11 protein-coding genes are annotated in these 15,275 nt (G+C 67.1%); 6 read left to right on the plus strand and 5 right to left on the minus strand.

What is annotated here, in order from left to right; translation table 11 throughout:
• Positions 1–77: 77 nt before the first annotated feature.
• On the minus strand, positions 78–752 hold the full coding sequence (locus C8J44_RS14315) for an OmpA family protein (RefSeq protein ID WP_121905044.1): 675 nt from the start codon (positions 750–752) through the stop codon (positions 78–80).
• A 183-nt stretch (positions 753–935) separates the two neighbouring features.
• Between C8J44_RS14315 and C8J44_RS14320 the strand changes: the two genes are divergently transcribed.
• Together C8J44_RS14320 and C8J44_RS14325 are read left to right on the plus strand one after the other, a co-directional pair.
• Positions 936–2,237 (plus strand): hemolysin family protein, encoded by a 1,302-nt coding sequence (locus C8J44_RS14320; protein ID WP_121905045.1) that lies wholly within the window; start codon positions 936–938, stop codon positions 2,235–2,237.
• Between the two features lie 55 nt (positions 2,238–2,292).
• Positions 2,293–3,825 carry a hypothetical protein gene (locus C8J44_RS14325; protein WP_259466876.1) on the plus strand — a complete coding sequence of 511 codons (1,533 nt, stop codon included), beginning with the start codon at positions 2,293–2,295 and terminating at the stop codon, positions 3,823–3,825.
• A 28-nt stretch (positions 3,826–3,853) separates the two neighbouring features.
• Here the strand turns inward: C8J44_RS14325 and C8J44_RS14330 are convergent, their stop codons facing one another.
• Both C8J44_RS14330 and purD read right to left on the minus strand, forming a co-directional pair.
• Positions 3,854–4,624 (minus strand): hypothetical protein, encoded by a 771-nt coding sequence (locus C8J44_RS14330; protein ID WP_121905046.1) that lies wholly within the window; start codon positions 4,622–4,624, stop codon positions 3,854–3,856.
• A 228-nt stretch (positions 4,625–4,852) separates the two neighbouring features.
• Entirely contained in the window at positions 4,853–6,118 is a 1,266-nt protein-coding gene (gene purD, locus C8J44_RS14335) for a phosphoribosylamine--glycine ligase (RefSeq protein ID WP_121905047.1), read from the minus strand.
• Here purD and xseA point away from each other — a divergent pair.
• The 3 genes from xseA to C8J44_RS14350 are packed head-to-tail and all read left to right on the plus strand — an operon-like array spanning position 6,117 to position 8,611.
• Positions 6,117–7,541: an exodeoxyribonuclease VII large subunit gene (xseA, locus tag C8J44_RS14340; protein WP_121905048.1), complete on the plus strand. Its 1,425-nt coding sequence runs from the start codon at positions 6,117–6,119 to the stop codon at positions 7,539–7,541. The two genes, purD and xseA, sit on opposite strands and share 2 nt — an antisense overlap.
• A gap of 12 nt (positions 7,542–7,553) precedes the next feature.
• On the plus strand, positions 7,554–7,754 hold the full coding sequence (locus C8J44_RS14345) for a DUF2093 domain-containing protein (protein WP_055881745.1): 201 nt from the start codon (positions 7,554–7,556) through the stop codon (positions 7,752–7,754).
• A complete protein-coding gene (locus C8J44_RS14350) occupies positions 7,751–8,611 on the plus strand; it encodes a M23 family metallopeptidase (protein ID WP_121905049.1) in 861 nt (286 codons plus the stop codon). The genes C8J44_RS14345 and C8J44_RS14350 overlap by 4 nt, the downstream gene beginning before the upstream one ends.
• Here C8J44_RS14350 and C8J44_RS14355 read toward each other — a convergent pair.
• On the minus strand, positions 8,608–9,129 hold the full coding sequence (locus C8J44_RS14355; protein WP_121905050.1) for a hypothetical protein: 522 nt from the start codon (positions 9,127–9,129) through the stop codon (positions 8,608–8,610). The genes C8J44_RS14350 and C8J44_RS14355 overlap by 4 nt on opposite strands.
• Before the next feature lie 281 nt (positions 9,130–9,410).
• On the opposite strand from C8J44_RS14355, the gene C8J44_RS14360 reads away from it, so the two are divergent.
• Positions 9,411–12,539, plus strand: coding sequence for a TonB-dependent receptor domain-containing protein (locus C8J44_RS14360; RefSeq protein ID WP_121905051.1), 3,129 nt, complete (start codon positions 9,411–9,413; stop codon positions 12,537–12,539).
• A 76-nt stretch (positions 12,540–12,615) separates the two neighbouring features.
• Here C8J44_RS14360 and clpB read toward each other — a convergent pair whose 3' ends face one another.
• Positions 12,616–15,195, minus strand: coding sequence for an ATP-dependent chaperone ClpB (gene clpB / locus C8J44_RS14365; protein ID WP_121905052.1), 2,580 nt, complete (start codon positions 15,193–15,195; stop codon positions 12,616–12,618).
• Positions 15,196–15,275: the final 80 nt, after the last annotated feature.

The following is a 15,275-nucleotide window of genomic DNA, read 5'->3' on the forward strand; positions in this document are numbered from 1 at the left end:
GATCCCCGCCTGCGCGGGGATGACGATGTGTGGGGAGGGCCGACGGACCTAAAACGCCCGCAGCCCCCTAAAGCCCCTTACTGGCGCAGGTCGTTCTGCGTGATCGGCACGATCTTGACCTCGACGCGACGGTTCGCAGCCCGGCCCGCATCGGTATCGTTCGACGCGATCGGCTGCGTCTTGCCGTAACCACGCGTACCGATACGTGCCGCCTGTACGCCGTGGCCCGACAGATAATCCGCGACCGACCGCGCACGACGCTCCGACAGCGTCTGGTTGTACGCATCGCTGCCGGTCGAATCGGTGTGGCCGTACACGTCGACATAGGTCTGGTTGTACTGCGCCAGCGTATCCGCGACCTGGTCGAGCGTCCGCTGGAACTGCGGCTGCACGTTGGCGCTGTCATACGCGAAGGTGATGCCCGACGGGATGTTGAGCACCAGATCGTCGCCCTGACGGATGACCTGCACGTCGGTGCCCGCGGTGCGCGCGCGCAGATCGCGCTCCTGCTTGTCCATGTACGCGCCGATGCCCGCACCCGCGAGACCACCGATGCCTGCGCCGAGCAGCTTCTCGGTCCGATCATGCCGCCCGCCGACCACGTCGCCGAGCAGATAGCCGCCGAGCGCGCCGCCGATACCGCCCAGGGCTGTCTTCGAGATGGTTTGGCGACCGGTCTCCGGATCGGTGGTGCAGCCGCTGGTGGCGATCAGCGCGGCGAGTGCAGCGCCTGCGAACATCTTGGTTTTCATCGATAAACTCCCTGAGACATGACGAATGACGGCCTAATGCCCGATACGGCCGATAACCCGGTGTCGCGACGATTGTTCCGCCTGCGCACCGAACCGAGCCAGATCATCTTCGGCGCGTAATGTCGAGCATGCGCAAGGACGGTTGTGCGACGGACCGTTGTCCTGCAAAGAGCGCGTGAGCCAATGGCACCGCTTCCCCCCTTCCCCTGGATCGACGTCGCGATCATTCTCGCGCTCGTCGCGTTGAACGGCGTGTTCGCGATGAGCGAACTCGCGATCGTCTCCGCGCGGAAAGCGCGGCTCGAGGCGATGGCGCGCCAAGGCAAGAAAGGCGCGCGCGCCGCGCTGGTGCTTGCCGCCGACCCGGGCAAGTTCCTCTCGACCGTCCAGATCGGCATCACGCTGATCGGCATCCTCGCGGGTGCGTATTCGGGCTCAAGCCTCGGCATGCCGACCGCCGCACGGTTGCAGGCCTGGGGTCTGTCCGCCTCGACCGCGGAAACCGCCGGGTTCGCGATCGTCATCGGCCTGACGACCTATGCGTCGCTGATCATCGGCGAGCTCGTGCCGAAACAGTTCGCGTTGCGCGCGCCCGAGGCGATCGCGTCGTTCATGGCGCCCGTCATGCGCTGGCTCGCGATCGGCACCGCGCCGATCGTGCTGGTGCTCGATTCGACCAGCGCGCTCATCTTTCGCGCGCTTCGGCTCAACCGCGAATCGGAAGAGCACGTCACCGCCGAAGAACTCCACATGATCGTCGCCGAGGCGTCGAAATCGGGGATCATCGAGGAGCACGAGCGCTCGATCATCTCGGGCGTCGTCCGCCTTGCGGATCGCCCGGTGCGCGAAGTGATGACGCCGCGTACCGAGATCGACTGGCTCGACTGCGACTGGGGGCCCGACGAGATCCGCGAGACGCTGCTCGCCTCGCAGCACACTCGCCTACCTGTCGGCGAAGGCTCGATCGACGCGGTGAAGGGCGTCGTCCAGGCGCGCGACATCGCCGCGGCGCTGTTTCGCGGCGAGCCGATCGACCTGCGCGCGCTGATGCGCAAAGCGCCCGTCGTGATCGACCAGATCGACGCGATGGACGCGTTGCTCGCGCTGCGCGAGGCCGAAGTGCCGATGGCGCTGATCCACGACGAGTACGGCCATTTCGAAGGCATCGTCACGCCGGCCGACCTGCTCGCGGCGATCGCCGGCGAGTTCAAGTCGGACTCGGATCCGGACGACGCGCCTTCGGTCGTGGTGCGCGACGACGGCTCTTTGCTGGTGGCAGGCACGATGGCGGCGGATTCGCTCGCCGACCGGCTCGGTATCGACCTTCCCGAGGATCGCGACTACGCGACCGTCGCGGGCCTCGCGCTGTCGGTGTTCCGTCACCTGCCGGGCGAGGGCGAAAGCTTCGTCGAACAGGGCTGGAAGTTCGAGATCGTCGACCTCGACGGCCGCCGCATCGACAAGTTGTTGGTGAGTCAGACCTGACCTGTTGGCGCGCCCTGGCGCCGTCGGCGGGCGGCGGCGTCTGCGCGATCGAACCTTGAGCACCGGTATGGCAGAGCTGTCGGCAACCAAGCGGGCGCCAGCGATGGCGTACCGTCTCGCGATCCTCGTCGCGGTGGCGATCGCGACGCGGTTGATTACGCTCGGCAACCCGATCCTGTATACCGACGAGGAATTCTACTTCGCCGCGGGCCGCGCGATGATCGACGGCGCGCTGCCGTTCGTCGACATCTGGGATCGCAAGCCGATCGGCGTATTCCTGCTCTACGCGGTACCGGGCGCGCTGCCCTTTGCTGCGGGGATCTGGCTGTACCAGGCGATGGCGCTCGCCTGCGCCGCCGCCACCGCGGTGATCGTCGCACGGCTCGCCGACGTCGCGGGCTGGACACGCGGCGGGACGCTCGCGGGGATCGCCTATCTCGTCTGGATCACGATCGCCGGGGGGCAGGGCGGGCAGACGCCGGTCTTCTACAATCTGGCGATGGCGCTTGCCGTCTGGCTGATCGTCGATCGGCGCGGCGCCACGTTCTGGCGCGCGGCGGTCGCCATGCTGCTGGTCGGACTGGCGATCCAGATCAAATACACCGTTGCGCTCGAGGGGATGTATTTCGGGCTATGGCTGATGCTCGACGATTGGCGACGTACGCGAGAGACCCCCGTGCCGAAGATTGGGGCACGAAAGATCGGTGCCGTTCTCGGTCGCGGCGCAGTGCTCGCAGGTCTGGCGGTGCTGCCGACGATCGTCGCCGTCGCCGTCTATGCGCATCTCGGCGCGCTAGCCGCCTTCACCTTCGCGAACTTCGAATCGATCTTCGCCCGCAAGCCGGATCCGATCGCGGCCGAGTTGGCCAACCTGGCGAAGGCCGCCGTGATCTTGTTCCCGTTGCTGGCGATGGCGGCGGTAGGGCTGGCGACGGCAAAATCCCCGACGGCGCCTGCCGAGCGCATCGCCGGGTCGCGCGTTTTCCTGACCGGATGGCTGCTCGCCGCGCTGCTGGCGTTCGCGCTGCTGCCGCCGTGGACCGATCATTATACGTTGCCCGTGATGCTGCCCGCGTCGGTGATCGCGGCAGGGCTGCTCGCCCACCCGCGCGGTCGCGTCGTCGGGATCGTGCTCATCCTGATCGCCGCGGTGGCGGGGCAGGCGTCCTTGGTGATCGATCGCCAGCGCCGCGGCACGCCCGCCCAGTTTGCCGCGCTCGTCCGCGCAGTCGGTCGCGGGCCCGGCTGCCTCTACGTCTATTCGTCGTCGAGCATGCTGTATCCCGCGACGGGGCGATGCGCGGTCTCGCGCTACGTCTTCCCCAGCCACCTGACGCGCACGCGCGAAACCGGCGCGATCGGCGTGGATCAGGGGGCGGAACTCGTCCGGATTTTCGCTCGCGCGCCCGAGATCGTCGTGATGGGGCCGGCTTATGACGGCGAACGACCCGATATCCGCGCCGCCGCGGTTGCGCGTCTCGTACGCGACTATCGATTGGCCGCGCAGATGCCGCTCGGGCGCAAGCGGGTCGCGGTCTATCGGCGTCGCACGCCGTCGGCGCCCGGATACCGCCTACGCTTCGACTGAGGTGCGTGCGCCTGGTGCGGCGGCGCGATCAGAGCTTGCCGAACTTCGCCTCGAACCCGGCCTTGTCGCCCGCAGCGAGCAGGCGCGCCTGTTCGATCCACCGATCGCGGTGCATCCGGCCGGTGAAGTTGCCGAGCTGGGCGTCGATCGACTGAGCCTCGCTCTCGGTCAACGCCGCCATCTGGTCGATCGTGGACACGCCGAGTTCGCCCAGCCGCGCCGCGACCTTGGGGCCGAGCCCCTTCAGCTGCGTCACCGGATCGCCGCCATAGGAGTGGGCCGGGTCCGGTGCGCGCGTCTCGACCGGAGCGTCTTCGACCGGCGGCACCGCCGCCGGCAAGGGTTCCACAGCCGGGCTCGCGTCCAACGGCGGCGAGGCGGGCGTCGGGTCGGCGGCCGGACGGTCGGGCGTCTTCGGCAGGTCGTCGGCGCGCGCGACCGGGGTCGGCTCGGGGGCGCGACGTGCTGGCGACGCCGGTTCGGGCGGCGCGGCAACGCGAACGGGCTCAACCGGCTGCGCCTGCTTCTGCGTCTGCGTTTGGGAGGGTTCGGCGTCGCGCGCTTCGACCGCAGGGTTCGCCGAGACGGGCTCGGGGGGAACGCCCGCCTCTTCGGCGTTGGCGATCACGTCGTGTGCGGCCTTGGTGCGGCTGCGCTTGGCGCGGATGCCCCAGATCAGCCCGATCACCACGAGGATCGCTACCACGGCGATGATCGTGAAGTGGATCGCGGTCAGCGTGGCGATGCCATCGGGCAACAGGCTCAGGCCCGAGGCGGAGGTCGCGGAAGTTTCGTTCATTCCCATACCGTAGCGATGCGAGCGGAGGGCGGCGAGACCTAATTGGCGGACGGATAGCGACCCTGTCCGGTTCTCTCCTTCGATCACCCAACTCTTCGTCATCCCCGCGCAGGCGGGGATCCATACACTTGGAATCTTGCGATCTTAGGGTGAGGTTCGCCAGTATGGCTTCCCGCCTGCGCGGGAATGACGGGTAGGAGCGCTGTCTCGCTGATCAGCGTTCTACCCTCAAGCCCCGCGCGCGATCTCGCGCCAGCCGATGTCGCGGCGGTAAAAGCCTTCCGCGAAATCGATCGCTTCGACCGCGCGGTAGGCGTTCGCCTGTGCCGTCGCGACGTCGTCGCCGGTCGCCGTCACGGCGAGCACGCGCCCGCCCGAGGCTACGAGCCCGCCATCTTCCAGCCGCGTGCCGGCATGGAACACCGTGCCCCCCGCAGCCCGCGCGGAATCCAGCCCGACGATCGCGCCGCCAGCCTTGGGAGTCCCTGGATAGCCCTCTGCCGCCATCACCACCGTCAACGCGGTCTCATCGCTGAACTGCGCCGCCGGCATCTCGCCAAGCCGACCTTCCGCCACCGCCAGCATCGTTGCCAGCAGGTCGCCGTGGAAGCGCATCATGAGCACCTGCGTCTCGGGATCGCCGAACCGCGCGTTGTACTCGATCAGCTTCGGCCCTTGCGGCGTCAGCATCAGCCCTGCGTACAGCACGCCGGAGAACGGCATGCCCTCCGCTGCCATCGCCGCCACGGTCGGCGCGACGATCTCGTCGATCGCGCGCTTCTCCAAGGCGGGCGTCAGGACGAGCGCAGGGCTGTACGCGCCCATACCGCCGGTGTTCGGCCCGGTATCGCCTTCGCCGACGCGCTTGTGGTCCTGCGCGGAGCCGAACGGCATCAGCGACACGCCGTCGGTCAGCACGAAGAGGCTCACCTCCTCGCCTTCGAGGAATTCCTCGATCACCGCCTCGGCTTCGCCGTCGGCGAACAGCGCGTCGAGCGCGGCATCGGCTTCGGCCGCGCTGAATGCGATGACGACGCCCTTGCCTGCCGCGAGGCCGTCCGCCTTGATGACCACCGGCAGCGAGAAGGTGCGGGCAAGCGCGATATCCGCCTCTTCGCGGCTCTTCACCCGGACATAGCCCGCGGTCGGGATGTTCGCGCGGAAACACAGATCCTTGGTGAAGCCCTTCGACCCCTCCAGCTGCGCCGCCGCCTTCGAAGGCCCGAACACGGGGACGTCCGCTGCGCGCAGCGAGTCCGCCAGTCCGTCGACCAGCGGCGCCTCGGGGCCGATCACGACCAGCCCGACCTCATGCTCGCGGACGAACGCCACCACCGCGCTATGATCCGTCGCATCGAGCGGCACGAGCGTCGCAACGCGCGCGATCCCGGGGTTGCCCGGCGCGGCATACAGCGTATCGAGGCCGCGAGATTGCACCAGCTTCCACGCGAGCGCATGTTCGCGACCCCCCGAGCCCAGCAGCAGGACGTTCATGCCCGATCCCTTTTCCGATGATGTGTCCAGCGACATGGGGCGGCTGGTAGCCGAGCCGGTCGCCGGCGACAACGCACTCGCCATGTCGGTCGGCGAACTCGCCTTCAAGCTGAAGCGGATGGTCGAGGGCGAATTCGGCCATGTCCGCCTGCGCGGCGAGATATCGGGCTGGAAGCGCGTCGCCTCCGGGCATTGCTACATGTCGCTCAAGGACGACCAGGCGGTGATCGACGGCGTCATCTGGAAGGGCAATGCGTCGAGCCTCGCCTTCGTGCCGCAGGACGGCATCGAGGTGATCGCGACCGGCAAGCTCACGACCTATCCGGGCCGCTCGAAATACCAGATCGTCATCGAACGGATGGAGCTGGCGGGCGCGGGCGCGCTGATGGCGCTGCTTGAGAAATTGAAGGCTAAGCTCGCCGGCGAGGGGCTGTTCGACGGCACGCGGAAGAAGCGCCTGCCGTTCATGCCGAAGGTGATCGGCGTCGTCACCTCGGGCACCGGCGCGGTGATCCGCGACATCCTCCACCGGCTTGAGGATCGCTGCCCGACGCACGTCATCGTCTGGCCGGTCAAGGTGCAGGGCGAGGGTTCCGCCGCCGAGATCGCCGCCGCCGTCCGCGGGTTCGACGCGATCGTCCCTGGCGGCCCGGTGCCACGCCCCGACCTCGTGATCGTCGCGCGCGGGGGCGGTTCGGTCGAGGATCTGTGGTCGTTCAACGAGGAGGTCGTGGTCCGCGCGGTTGCCGCCTGCACGATCCCGATCATCTCCGCCGTGGGGCATGAGACCGATACGACCTTGTGCGATTTCGCCGCCGACCTGCGCGCACCGACGCCGACCGCCGCGGCCGAGATCGCGGTGCCGGTGCTCGCCGACCTGCGGCTGACGATCGACAGCCACCGCAACCGCACCGAGCGGTGTGCGCGGCGTCACGTCGAGCGTGGCCGCGAACGGCTAGACGCGCTGGCGCGGTTGCTGCCGAAGCGCGACCAGTTGCTCGGGCCGCAGCGCCAGCGCGCCGACGACTTCGGCCAGCGTCTCGACCGCGGTCTCGAACGTCGGCTGACCCTCGCGCGCGGCAGTCTCGATCGGTCGGGCGCAGCGCTCCGTCCCGCTACGCTGGAACGCAAGCTCGAAGCCAAGCGCGCGCAACTCGATGCGACGTGGCGCTTGGTCCAGTCGCTCAACCCTGACGCGATCCTCGACCGCGGCTATGCCCGCGTCACCGCCCGCCCCGGCGGCGAGACGCTCGCCTCGGCCACATCGGCGCGCGATGCGGGGACGCTGACGCTTCACTTCCGCGATGGCGTGGTGGACGCGGTAACGGACACCGGCCTTGAGCGCCCCGCCGCCAAAACCTATGCTGCCGCCAAGGCGAAGGCCGCGCCCGATCCGGCGCCGCGCCAGCCGACCCTGCTGTAGAGAAGACCCGCCATGCTGATGTCCAACTCCGATCGCGCCGCGCGCCTGCATTATATGGCGAACGGTTTCCGCGTGCTCAGCCCCGGCGACCACGTCGCCTGCGCCGCCACCGGCCACCGTATCGCGCTCGAGGATCTGCGCTACTGGAGCGTCGCGCGCCAGGAAGCCTACGCCACCGCCGCCGCCGCCAGCGAAGCGATGGCGCCACGATGATCCGCGCGGCGGCGCTTATTTTGCTGGCAGCAACGACCGCGACCGCCCAGCAAGCGCCGCCCCTAAATACCGCAAGCCAATCCACATTCCGCTGGACCGGCACGCTCAGCCAAGGCGGGCTGATCCTTGGCACCGCCCCCGCCGGCGTGCGCACCGTCACGTTGAACGGCAAGCCGGTCGCGCTGGCCCCAGACGGTCGCTTCGTCGCCGGCTTTGATCGCGATGCGGGGCCACAAGCGTCACTCACGGCAACCTTGGCCGACGGTCGCATCGTTACGCAAAGTCTCACGATCGCGCCCAGAGCCTGGCGGATCGAACGGCTCGACACGCTCCCCAAATTCCCTGCACCGGACCCCGTGTTCGCCAAGCTCCGCCCGCCCGAACTCGCGCAGATCGTCGCCGCCCGCGCGCGTACCACCGACGCGCAAGGCTGGCGACAGTCCTTCGTCTGGCCAGCGACCGGCCGCATCTCGGGCTTGTTCGGATCGCAGCGCGTCTACAAGGGCGAACCTGGCAGCTATCATTCGGGCACCGACGTCGCGATCCCGACCGGCACGATCGTCACCGCGCCCGCCGACGGCGTCGTCATCCTCGCGGCCGATCACCCGTTCACGCTGGAGGGCAATTTGCTGATGATCGACCACGGCATGGGCCTCAACAGCGCTTTCCTGCACCTGTCACGGATCGACGTCAGGCCCGGCGACCATGTCCGCCAAGGCCAGCCGATCGGCGCCTCCGGCATGACCGGCCGCGCCACCGGCCCGCACCTTCACTGGGCGCTACGCTGGAACGACGCCAAGCTCGACCCGATGCTGGTAACGGGGCCGATGCTGGTAACAGGCCCGATGCGCCCTTAGTTCTGGCGCTTGGCCTTCACGCCGGGTTGGCCGCCGACGCTCAAGCGGAAGCTGCCGAGCGCGGCGCGCTTGATGATCACCTTGTCGTTCGCGCGCGGGCGGCGGGCGATGATATTGTCGTCGGTCTGGGTCCAGCGCGCGCCGTCCGCCATGACGAAGCTCCAATGCCCCGCGCCATCGTCCGCAGCGCTTGTCAGCGTCGTTTCGATCTGCGGCAAATCGTCGCTGCCGAACAGGCCGAGGTTCGGAAGGCTGATCCCGAACAGGTTTCGTTTCGTCTCGCGGACCTGTTGCTGGTCGACCACGACGACCGCCTGGCTACGCTCGGCGACGTCCAGCGCAGCGACCGATGCGTCGAAGCATTTCAGTCGCGCGGCGGATTCTGCAATTGCGCGACACTGCGTTACCGCCACCAACAGCGGCGCGCGCTCGGTCTTGCGCGACTTTGCCCCCGCCGCTGCCGGTCCAGCCGACGTGACCAACAGTCCCGATGCCACCACAATCGCCGCGATCCGCATATCTACTCATTCCCCTTGCCTGCCTCGGAATAGGCCGGCGCGGGGAGGGCGGCAAGGACGCGCCGACGCTCCCGCTGTCGTACGCCAATGCAGCATCGGAGCGGGTTGTTGCTATTTGGTGACATCCGCCGCGCAATGCGACGCATCGAGGCCCATTTGTAACTTTCTTTTGGACAACGGGGTCCGGTCTTGCGACATCGCGCGCAGCGGCGACCACGCGGTCGCACAATGGATCGTATCGGGCGGAAACATTCGCCGATTCAAAAGGGATCAAGATAACCATGCGCAACCACATGTTCCGCGACTGCCTGATGGCGTCGACGATGATCGCAGGCGCGATCGTCGCTCTGCCAGCCTTCGCGCAGACCACGCCGGCACCGGCTCCCGCGCCGCAGGGCACCAGCAGCGACGACGGTGCCGCCGCGACGACCCCGGCAGTCTCCAACACGCCGAGCCAGGACCCCGCCGCTGCGGGTACCGCGGCGGGCGGCGACATCGTCGTGACCGGTTCGCGCATCTCCAACCCGAACCTGACCTCGGCGAGCCCGATCACCGTCGTCAACGCAGCAGACATCAAGCTGCGCGGCGCGACGCGTATCGAAGACGTGCTGAACAGCCTGCCGTCGGCCTTCGCGTCGCAGACCTCGTCGGTGTCGAACGGTTCGACCGGGACCGCGACGATCAACCTTCGTAACCTCGGTGAATCGCGCACGCTGGTGCTGGTCAACGGTCGCCGTCTGATGCCGGGCAACCCGTCGTCGAGCAGCACGGCCAGCGCGGCCGCCGACGTCAACATGATCCCGACGTCGCTGCTCAAGCGCGTCGACGTGCTGACCGGCGGCGCTGGTACGGTCTATGGTTCGGACGCAATCGCCGGCGTCGTCAACTTCGTGCTCGATACCGATTACGAGGGTTTCAGCATCGATACCTCGGGCGGCATCTACAACCACAATAACGACAGCGCGCGCTTCAAGGCGCTGAACACCGCACGCGGCTATCCGGCGCCGACCGGTCAGTCGTTCGACGGCACGCAGTTCGACATCAACTTCAAGGTCGGTGCGGGTACCAGCGACGGTCGCGGCCATGTCGTCGGCTACGGCGGCTACCGCAAGATCGGTGCGATCCTGCAGGGTTCGCGCGACTACAGCTCGTGCGGTTTCAATACCCCGGGCGCCGGTGGCAACGACTATGTCTGCGGCGGTTCGACCACGGCAGCGCCAGCGAACTTCTCGCTCGGCGATTCGGTCGTCAACGGCGCAGCAAGCGGCCTGCAGCAGCAGTACACGCTGAACGGCGCAGGTGCGCTGACCCCCGGTCGTACGCTCTACAACGCCAACCCGCTGAACTATTACCAGCGTCCCGATACGCGTTACACCGCGGGCTTCCTGGCCAACTACGAAGTCAGCAGCGCGTTCAAGCCGTACGCCGAGTTCATGTTCATGGACGATCGCTCTGTTGCGCAGATCGCCCCGTCGGGTGACTTCAGCAACACTGACACCCTGAACAGCAATAACCCGTTCCTGTCGGCGGCGCAGCAGGCGACCTTCTTCCGCAACACGAACCTCAAGCGGGATGCCAACGGCAACGTCATCAACCTGACCAACCCCGACGGCACGCAGTATCAGCAGGCGAACGTCACGATCGGTCGTCGCAACGTCGAAGGCGGCGGTCGCCAGGCGGATCTCCGTCACACGCAGTACCGTTACGTCCTCGGCGCCCGCGGCGACATCGACAAGGGCATCTCGTACGAGGCGTACGGCCAGTTCGGCAGCACCGTGTTCAACCAGGTGTACCGCAACGAATTCTCGATCGCGCGGACCACGCGTGCGCTCGATGCGATCACCGACACTCGTCCCGGCTCGGCGACGCTCGGTCAGGCGGTCTGCCGCTCGGTCGTCGACGGTACCGATCCGAGCTGCGTCCCGCTGAACATCTTCGGCGCGGCAGGCATCACGCCGGCGGCACTGGGCTACGTCCAGACCCCTGGTTTCCAGTCGGGCGAGAACAAGGAAAAGGTCGTCAACGCGTCGATGACCTTCAGGGGCGGTGAGTACGGCGTCCAGTCGCCGTACGCGAGCGAAGGCATCGCGCTGAACGTCGGTGGCGAGTACCGCAAGGAGTCGCTGAGCCTCGAAGTCGACAACGGCTTCCTGAGCGGCGATCTCGCCGGCCAGGGCGGCGCGACGTTGCCGATCCGTGGCAGCTACGACGTCAAGGAAGCGTTCAGCGAACTCATCGTCCCGCTCGTCAGCGGTCGCCCGTTCTTCAACGAACTGACCGTCAGCGGCGGTTACCGCTATGCGAGCTACAGCACCGCAGGGTCGGCAAGCTCGTACAAGGGTGAACTGGTCTGGGCGCCGATCTCGGACATCCGCTTCCGTGGCGGCTACAACCGTGCGGTTCGTGCGCCGAACACGCAGGAATTGTTTGCGCAGCAGTCGGTGCAGATCGACGGTGCGACCGATCCTTGCGCAGGTCTGGCCGTCAACGGTCTGGTCAACGGCAACACGGCGGCACAGTGCGCCCGCGCAGGTGTCCCTGCAAACCGCTTCGGTCTGGTCCAGGACAACCCCTCGGAGCAGTATAACGGCCTGGTCGGCGGCAACCCGAACCTGAAGCCCGAAAAGGCCGACACGGTCACCATCGGCGCCATCCTGCGTCCGTCGTTCCTGCCGGGCTTCAACCTGTCGGTCGATGGCTTCCGGATCAAACTGAACGATCGCATCGGTACCATCGGTGCCGACACGATCATCGCACAGTGCATCGCGACGGGTCAGCAGAGCTTCTGCGGGGCGATCAACCGCGACGCCAACGGCACGCTGTTCCAGGGCACGAACGGGTTCATCGTCGATACCAACGTCAATGCCGGTTCGCTGTTGACGCAGGGCATCGAGACGTCGGCTGGCTACACCTTCCGTTCGGACAGCATCGGCACGATCGGGCTCTCGTTCAACGGCACGTATGTCGACAAGTTCACCTCCGACAAGGCTGGGGCGAAGTTCGATTGCGCAGGTCTGTTCGGCGCTCAGTGCGGCTATCCGATGTCCAAGTGGCGTCACCAGGCGCGCATCTCGCTGAACACCCCGAACGGCATCGGCTTCTCGGGTAACTGGCGTTACCTGTCGGCGACGAAGTTCGAGCGCACCAGCAGCGATTCCGATCTCAGCGGTCCGTTCTTCGTCCGTGATGCCCGCGTGAAGGCCCAGAGCTACTTCGATCTCGCCGCAACGGTGCGTGTCGAGGACAAGTTCACCTTCCGCATGGGTGCCAACAACGTGTTCGACAAGACGCCGCCGATCCTCAGCGCGACGGCATCGCCGATCGGTTCGTTCGGTAACGGCAACACCTATCCCGGCATCTACGACGCTGTCGGTCGCTACCTGTTCGTTGGTCTGACCATCGACATGTAAGCGATCCTTCGGGACCAGGAAAAAGGGGCGGCAGATCATCGATCTGCCGCCCCTTTTTTTGTCGGGCGAAGACGGCTCAGGCGACCTGGAGCACGAGCTTGCCATCGCCTTCGTCAATCTTCACGGTCGCGCCGTCCTTCACCTCGCCGCGTAGGATCATGTCGGCGAGCGGGTCCTGCAGATACCGCTGGACCGCGCGCTTCAGCGGCCGTGCGCCGTAGACCGGATCATAGCCGACGCGGCCGAGCCACGCGCGCGCCGCATCGGTCAGGTCGAGCACGATCTTGCGGTCAGCGAGCAGCTTGTCGACGCGCGACACCTGGATGTCGACGATCGGCGCCATGTGCGCCTGACCGAGGCGGTGGAACAGGATCACCTCGTCGAGCCGGTTGAGGAATTCCGGCCGGAAGTGCGACCGGACGATCTCCATCACCTGCGGCTCGACCGACGACACGTCGTCGCCCTCCGCCATGTTCGCGAGATACTGGCTGCCGAGGTTCGACGTCAGAATGATCAGCGTGTTGCTGAAATCCACCGTGCGGCCCTGGCCATCGGTCAGCCGCCCGTCATCGAGCACCTGCAACAGCACGTTGAACACGTCGCCGTGTGCCTTCTCGACCTCGTCGAACAGGATCACCTGGTACGGACGCCTGCGCACCGCCTCGGTCAGCACGCCGCCCTCCTCGTAACCGACATAGCCCGGAGGCGCGCCGATCAGCCGCGCGACCGCGTGCTTCTCCATGAACTCGCTCATGTCGATGCGGACCATCGCCGACGGATCGTCGAACAGGAATTCGGCGAGCGCCTTGGTCAGCTCGGTCTTGCCGACGCCGGTCGGCCCGAGGAACAGGAACGACCCCAGCGGCCGGTTCGGATCCTGCAACCCCGCACGCGCCCGCCGCACTGCGGTCGAGACCGCCTTCACAGCATGCGCTTGGCCGATCACGCGCTTGCCGATCGTCGCTTCCATCGCCAGCAGCTTGTCGCGCTCGCCTTGCAACATCCGCTCGACAGGGATGCCGGTCCAGCGGCTGACTACCCCGGCGATATCATCCGCGGTCACTTCCTCGCGCAGCATCGCGCCCTTGGTCGCCCCCGCCGCCTCGTCGAGCTGGCGCTGCAACCCCGGAATCGTCCCGTAGGAAAGCTCGCCCGCCTTGGCGAGATCACCAGACCGCTGCGCCTGCTCCAGCTCCAGCCGCGCGGCATCGAGCTGTTCCTTGACCCGCGCCTCGGCGTTGATCTTGTCCTTCTCGCCCTTCCACCGCGTCGTCAGTTCGGCGGATTGCTCCTCCAGGTTGACGAGTTCGCCCTCCAGCGTGTCGAGCCGGTCGACCGACGCATCGTCGGTCTCGCGCTTCAACGCCTCGCGCTCGATCTTCAGCTGGATGATCCGCCGGTCGAGATTTTCGATCGCCTCGGGCTTCGATTCGACTTCCATGCGGATCCGCGACGCGGCCTCGTCCATCAGGTCGATCGCCTTGTCGGGGAGGAAGCGGTCGGTGATGTAGCGGTTCGACAGCGTCGAGGCGGCGACGATCGCGCCGTCGGTGATCCGCACGCCGTGGTGGAGCTCGTACTTCTCCTTTAGCCCGCGCAGGATCGAGATCGTGTCCTCGACGGTCGGTTCGCCGACCATCACCGGCTGGAACCGCCGCTGCAACGCGGGGTCCTTCTCGACGTATTTGCGGTATTCGTCGAGCGTGGTCGCGCCGACGCAGTGCAATTCGCCGCGTGCGAGGGCTGGCTTGAGCAGGTTGCCGGCGTCCATCGCGCCCTCGGATTTGCCCGCGCCGATCAGCTGGTGCATCTCGTCGATGAACAGGATGATGTCGCCCTCGGCGGCCTTCACCTCGTCGAGCACGCCCTTCAGCCGCTCCTCGAACTCGCCGCGATATTTCGCCCCTGCGATCAGTGAGCCGAGGTCGAGCGACATCAGCCGGCGATCCTTGAGCGTGTCGGGCACGTCGCCATTGGCGATGCGCAGGGCGAGGCCCTCGGCGATCGCGGTCTTGCCGACGCCGGGTTCGCCGATCAGCGCGGGGTTGTTCTTGGTGCGGCGCGCGAGGATCTGGATCGTGCGACGAATTTCCTCGTCGCGACCGATGACGGGATCGAGCTTGCCGTCGCGTGCTGCCTGGGTGAGGTCGCGCGCGAACTTCTTGAGCGCATCATAGCGGTCCTCGGCGCCCGCGGTGTCGGCAGTGCGGCCTTGGCGCAGACCGTTTATCGCGGTGTTGAGCCCCTCGGGCGTCACGCCGCCGGCCTTCAAGGCCTTGCCCGCTGCGGTGTTGAGCGACAGCGCGAGCGCGACCAGCAGTCGTTCGACGGTGACGAAGCTGTCACCCGCCTTGCTCGCGATCTGCTCGGCCTGGTCGAGCACGCGCACCGCGTCGTTGTCGATCCCCGGCGTGGTCTGCGCGCCTGAGCCCGACACGACCGGGATCTTCGCGAGCGCGAGATCGGTCTCGGACGTCGCGCGCTTGGCGTCGCCACCAGCGGCTGCAATCAGACCGGCGGCCATGCCCTGCTCGTCTTCCAGCAGCGCCTTCAACAGATGCTCGGGGGCGATCCGCTGATGGTTCATGCGGATCGCGACGGTCTGCGCGGATTGCAGGAAGCCCTTCGCGCGGTCGGTGAATTTGTCGATGTTCATGACGAATTCCTGTGGGATTGGTTCGGTGTTGGCCGAAAGATGGTGTTGTATTTGGGCAACACAAGAGGCGGGCGCAGGTG

The organism is Sphingomonas sp. PP-CE-3A-406, from assembly GCF_003688625.1.
Lineage (GTDB): Bacteria > Pseudomonadota > Alphaproteobacteria > Sphingomonadales > Sphingomonadaceae > Sphingomonas.

Bases quoted from the DNA above. Each gene is read 5' to 3' on its own strand.
- C8J44_RS14355 (WP_121905050.1), bottom strand. From the start codon at position 9,129: ATGCGGATCGCGGCGATTGTGGTGGCATCGGGACTGTTGGTCACGTCG.
- clpB (WP_121905052.1), bottom strand. From the start codon at position 15,195: ATGAACATCGACAAATTCACCGACCGCGCGAAGGGCTTCCTGCAATCC.
- C8J44_RS14360 (WP_121905051.1), top strand. From the start codon at position 9,411: ATGCGCAACCACATGTTCCGCGACTGCCTGATGGCGTCGACGATGATC.
- C8J44_RS14345 (WP_055881745.1), top strand. From the start codon at position 7,554: ATGCTGATGTCCAACTCCGATCGCGCCGCGCGCCTGCATTATATGGCG.
- C8J44_RS14320 (WP_121905045.1), top strand. From the start codon at position 936: ATGGCACCGCTTCCCCCCTTCCCCTGGATCGACGTCGCGATCATTCTC.
- purD (WP_121905047.1), bottom strand. From the start codon at position 6,118: ATGAACGTCCTGCTGCTGGGCTCGGGGGGTCGCGAACATGCGCTCGCG.
- C8J44_RS14330 (WP_121905046.1), bottom strand. From the start codon at position 4,624: ATGAACGAAACTTCCGCGACCTCCGCCTCGGGCCTGAGCCTGTTGCCC.
- C8J44_RS14315 (WP_121905044.1), bottom strand. From the start codon at position 752: ATGAAAACCAAGATGTTCGCAGGCGCTGCACTCGCCGCGCTGATCGCC.
- C8J44_RS14350 (WP_121905049.1), top strand. From the start codon at position 7,751: ATGATCCGCGCGGCGGCGCTTATTTTGCTGGCAGCAACGACCGCGACC.
- xseA (WP_121905048.1), top strand. From the start codon at position 6,117: ATGCCCGATCCCTTTTCCGATGATGTGTCCAGCGACATGGGGCGGCTG.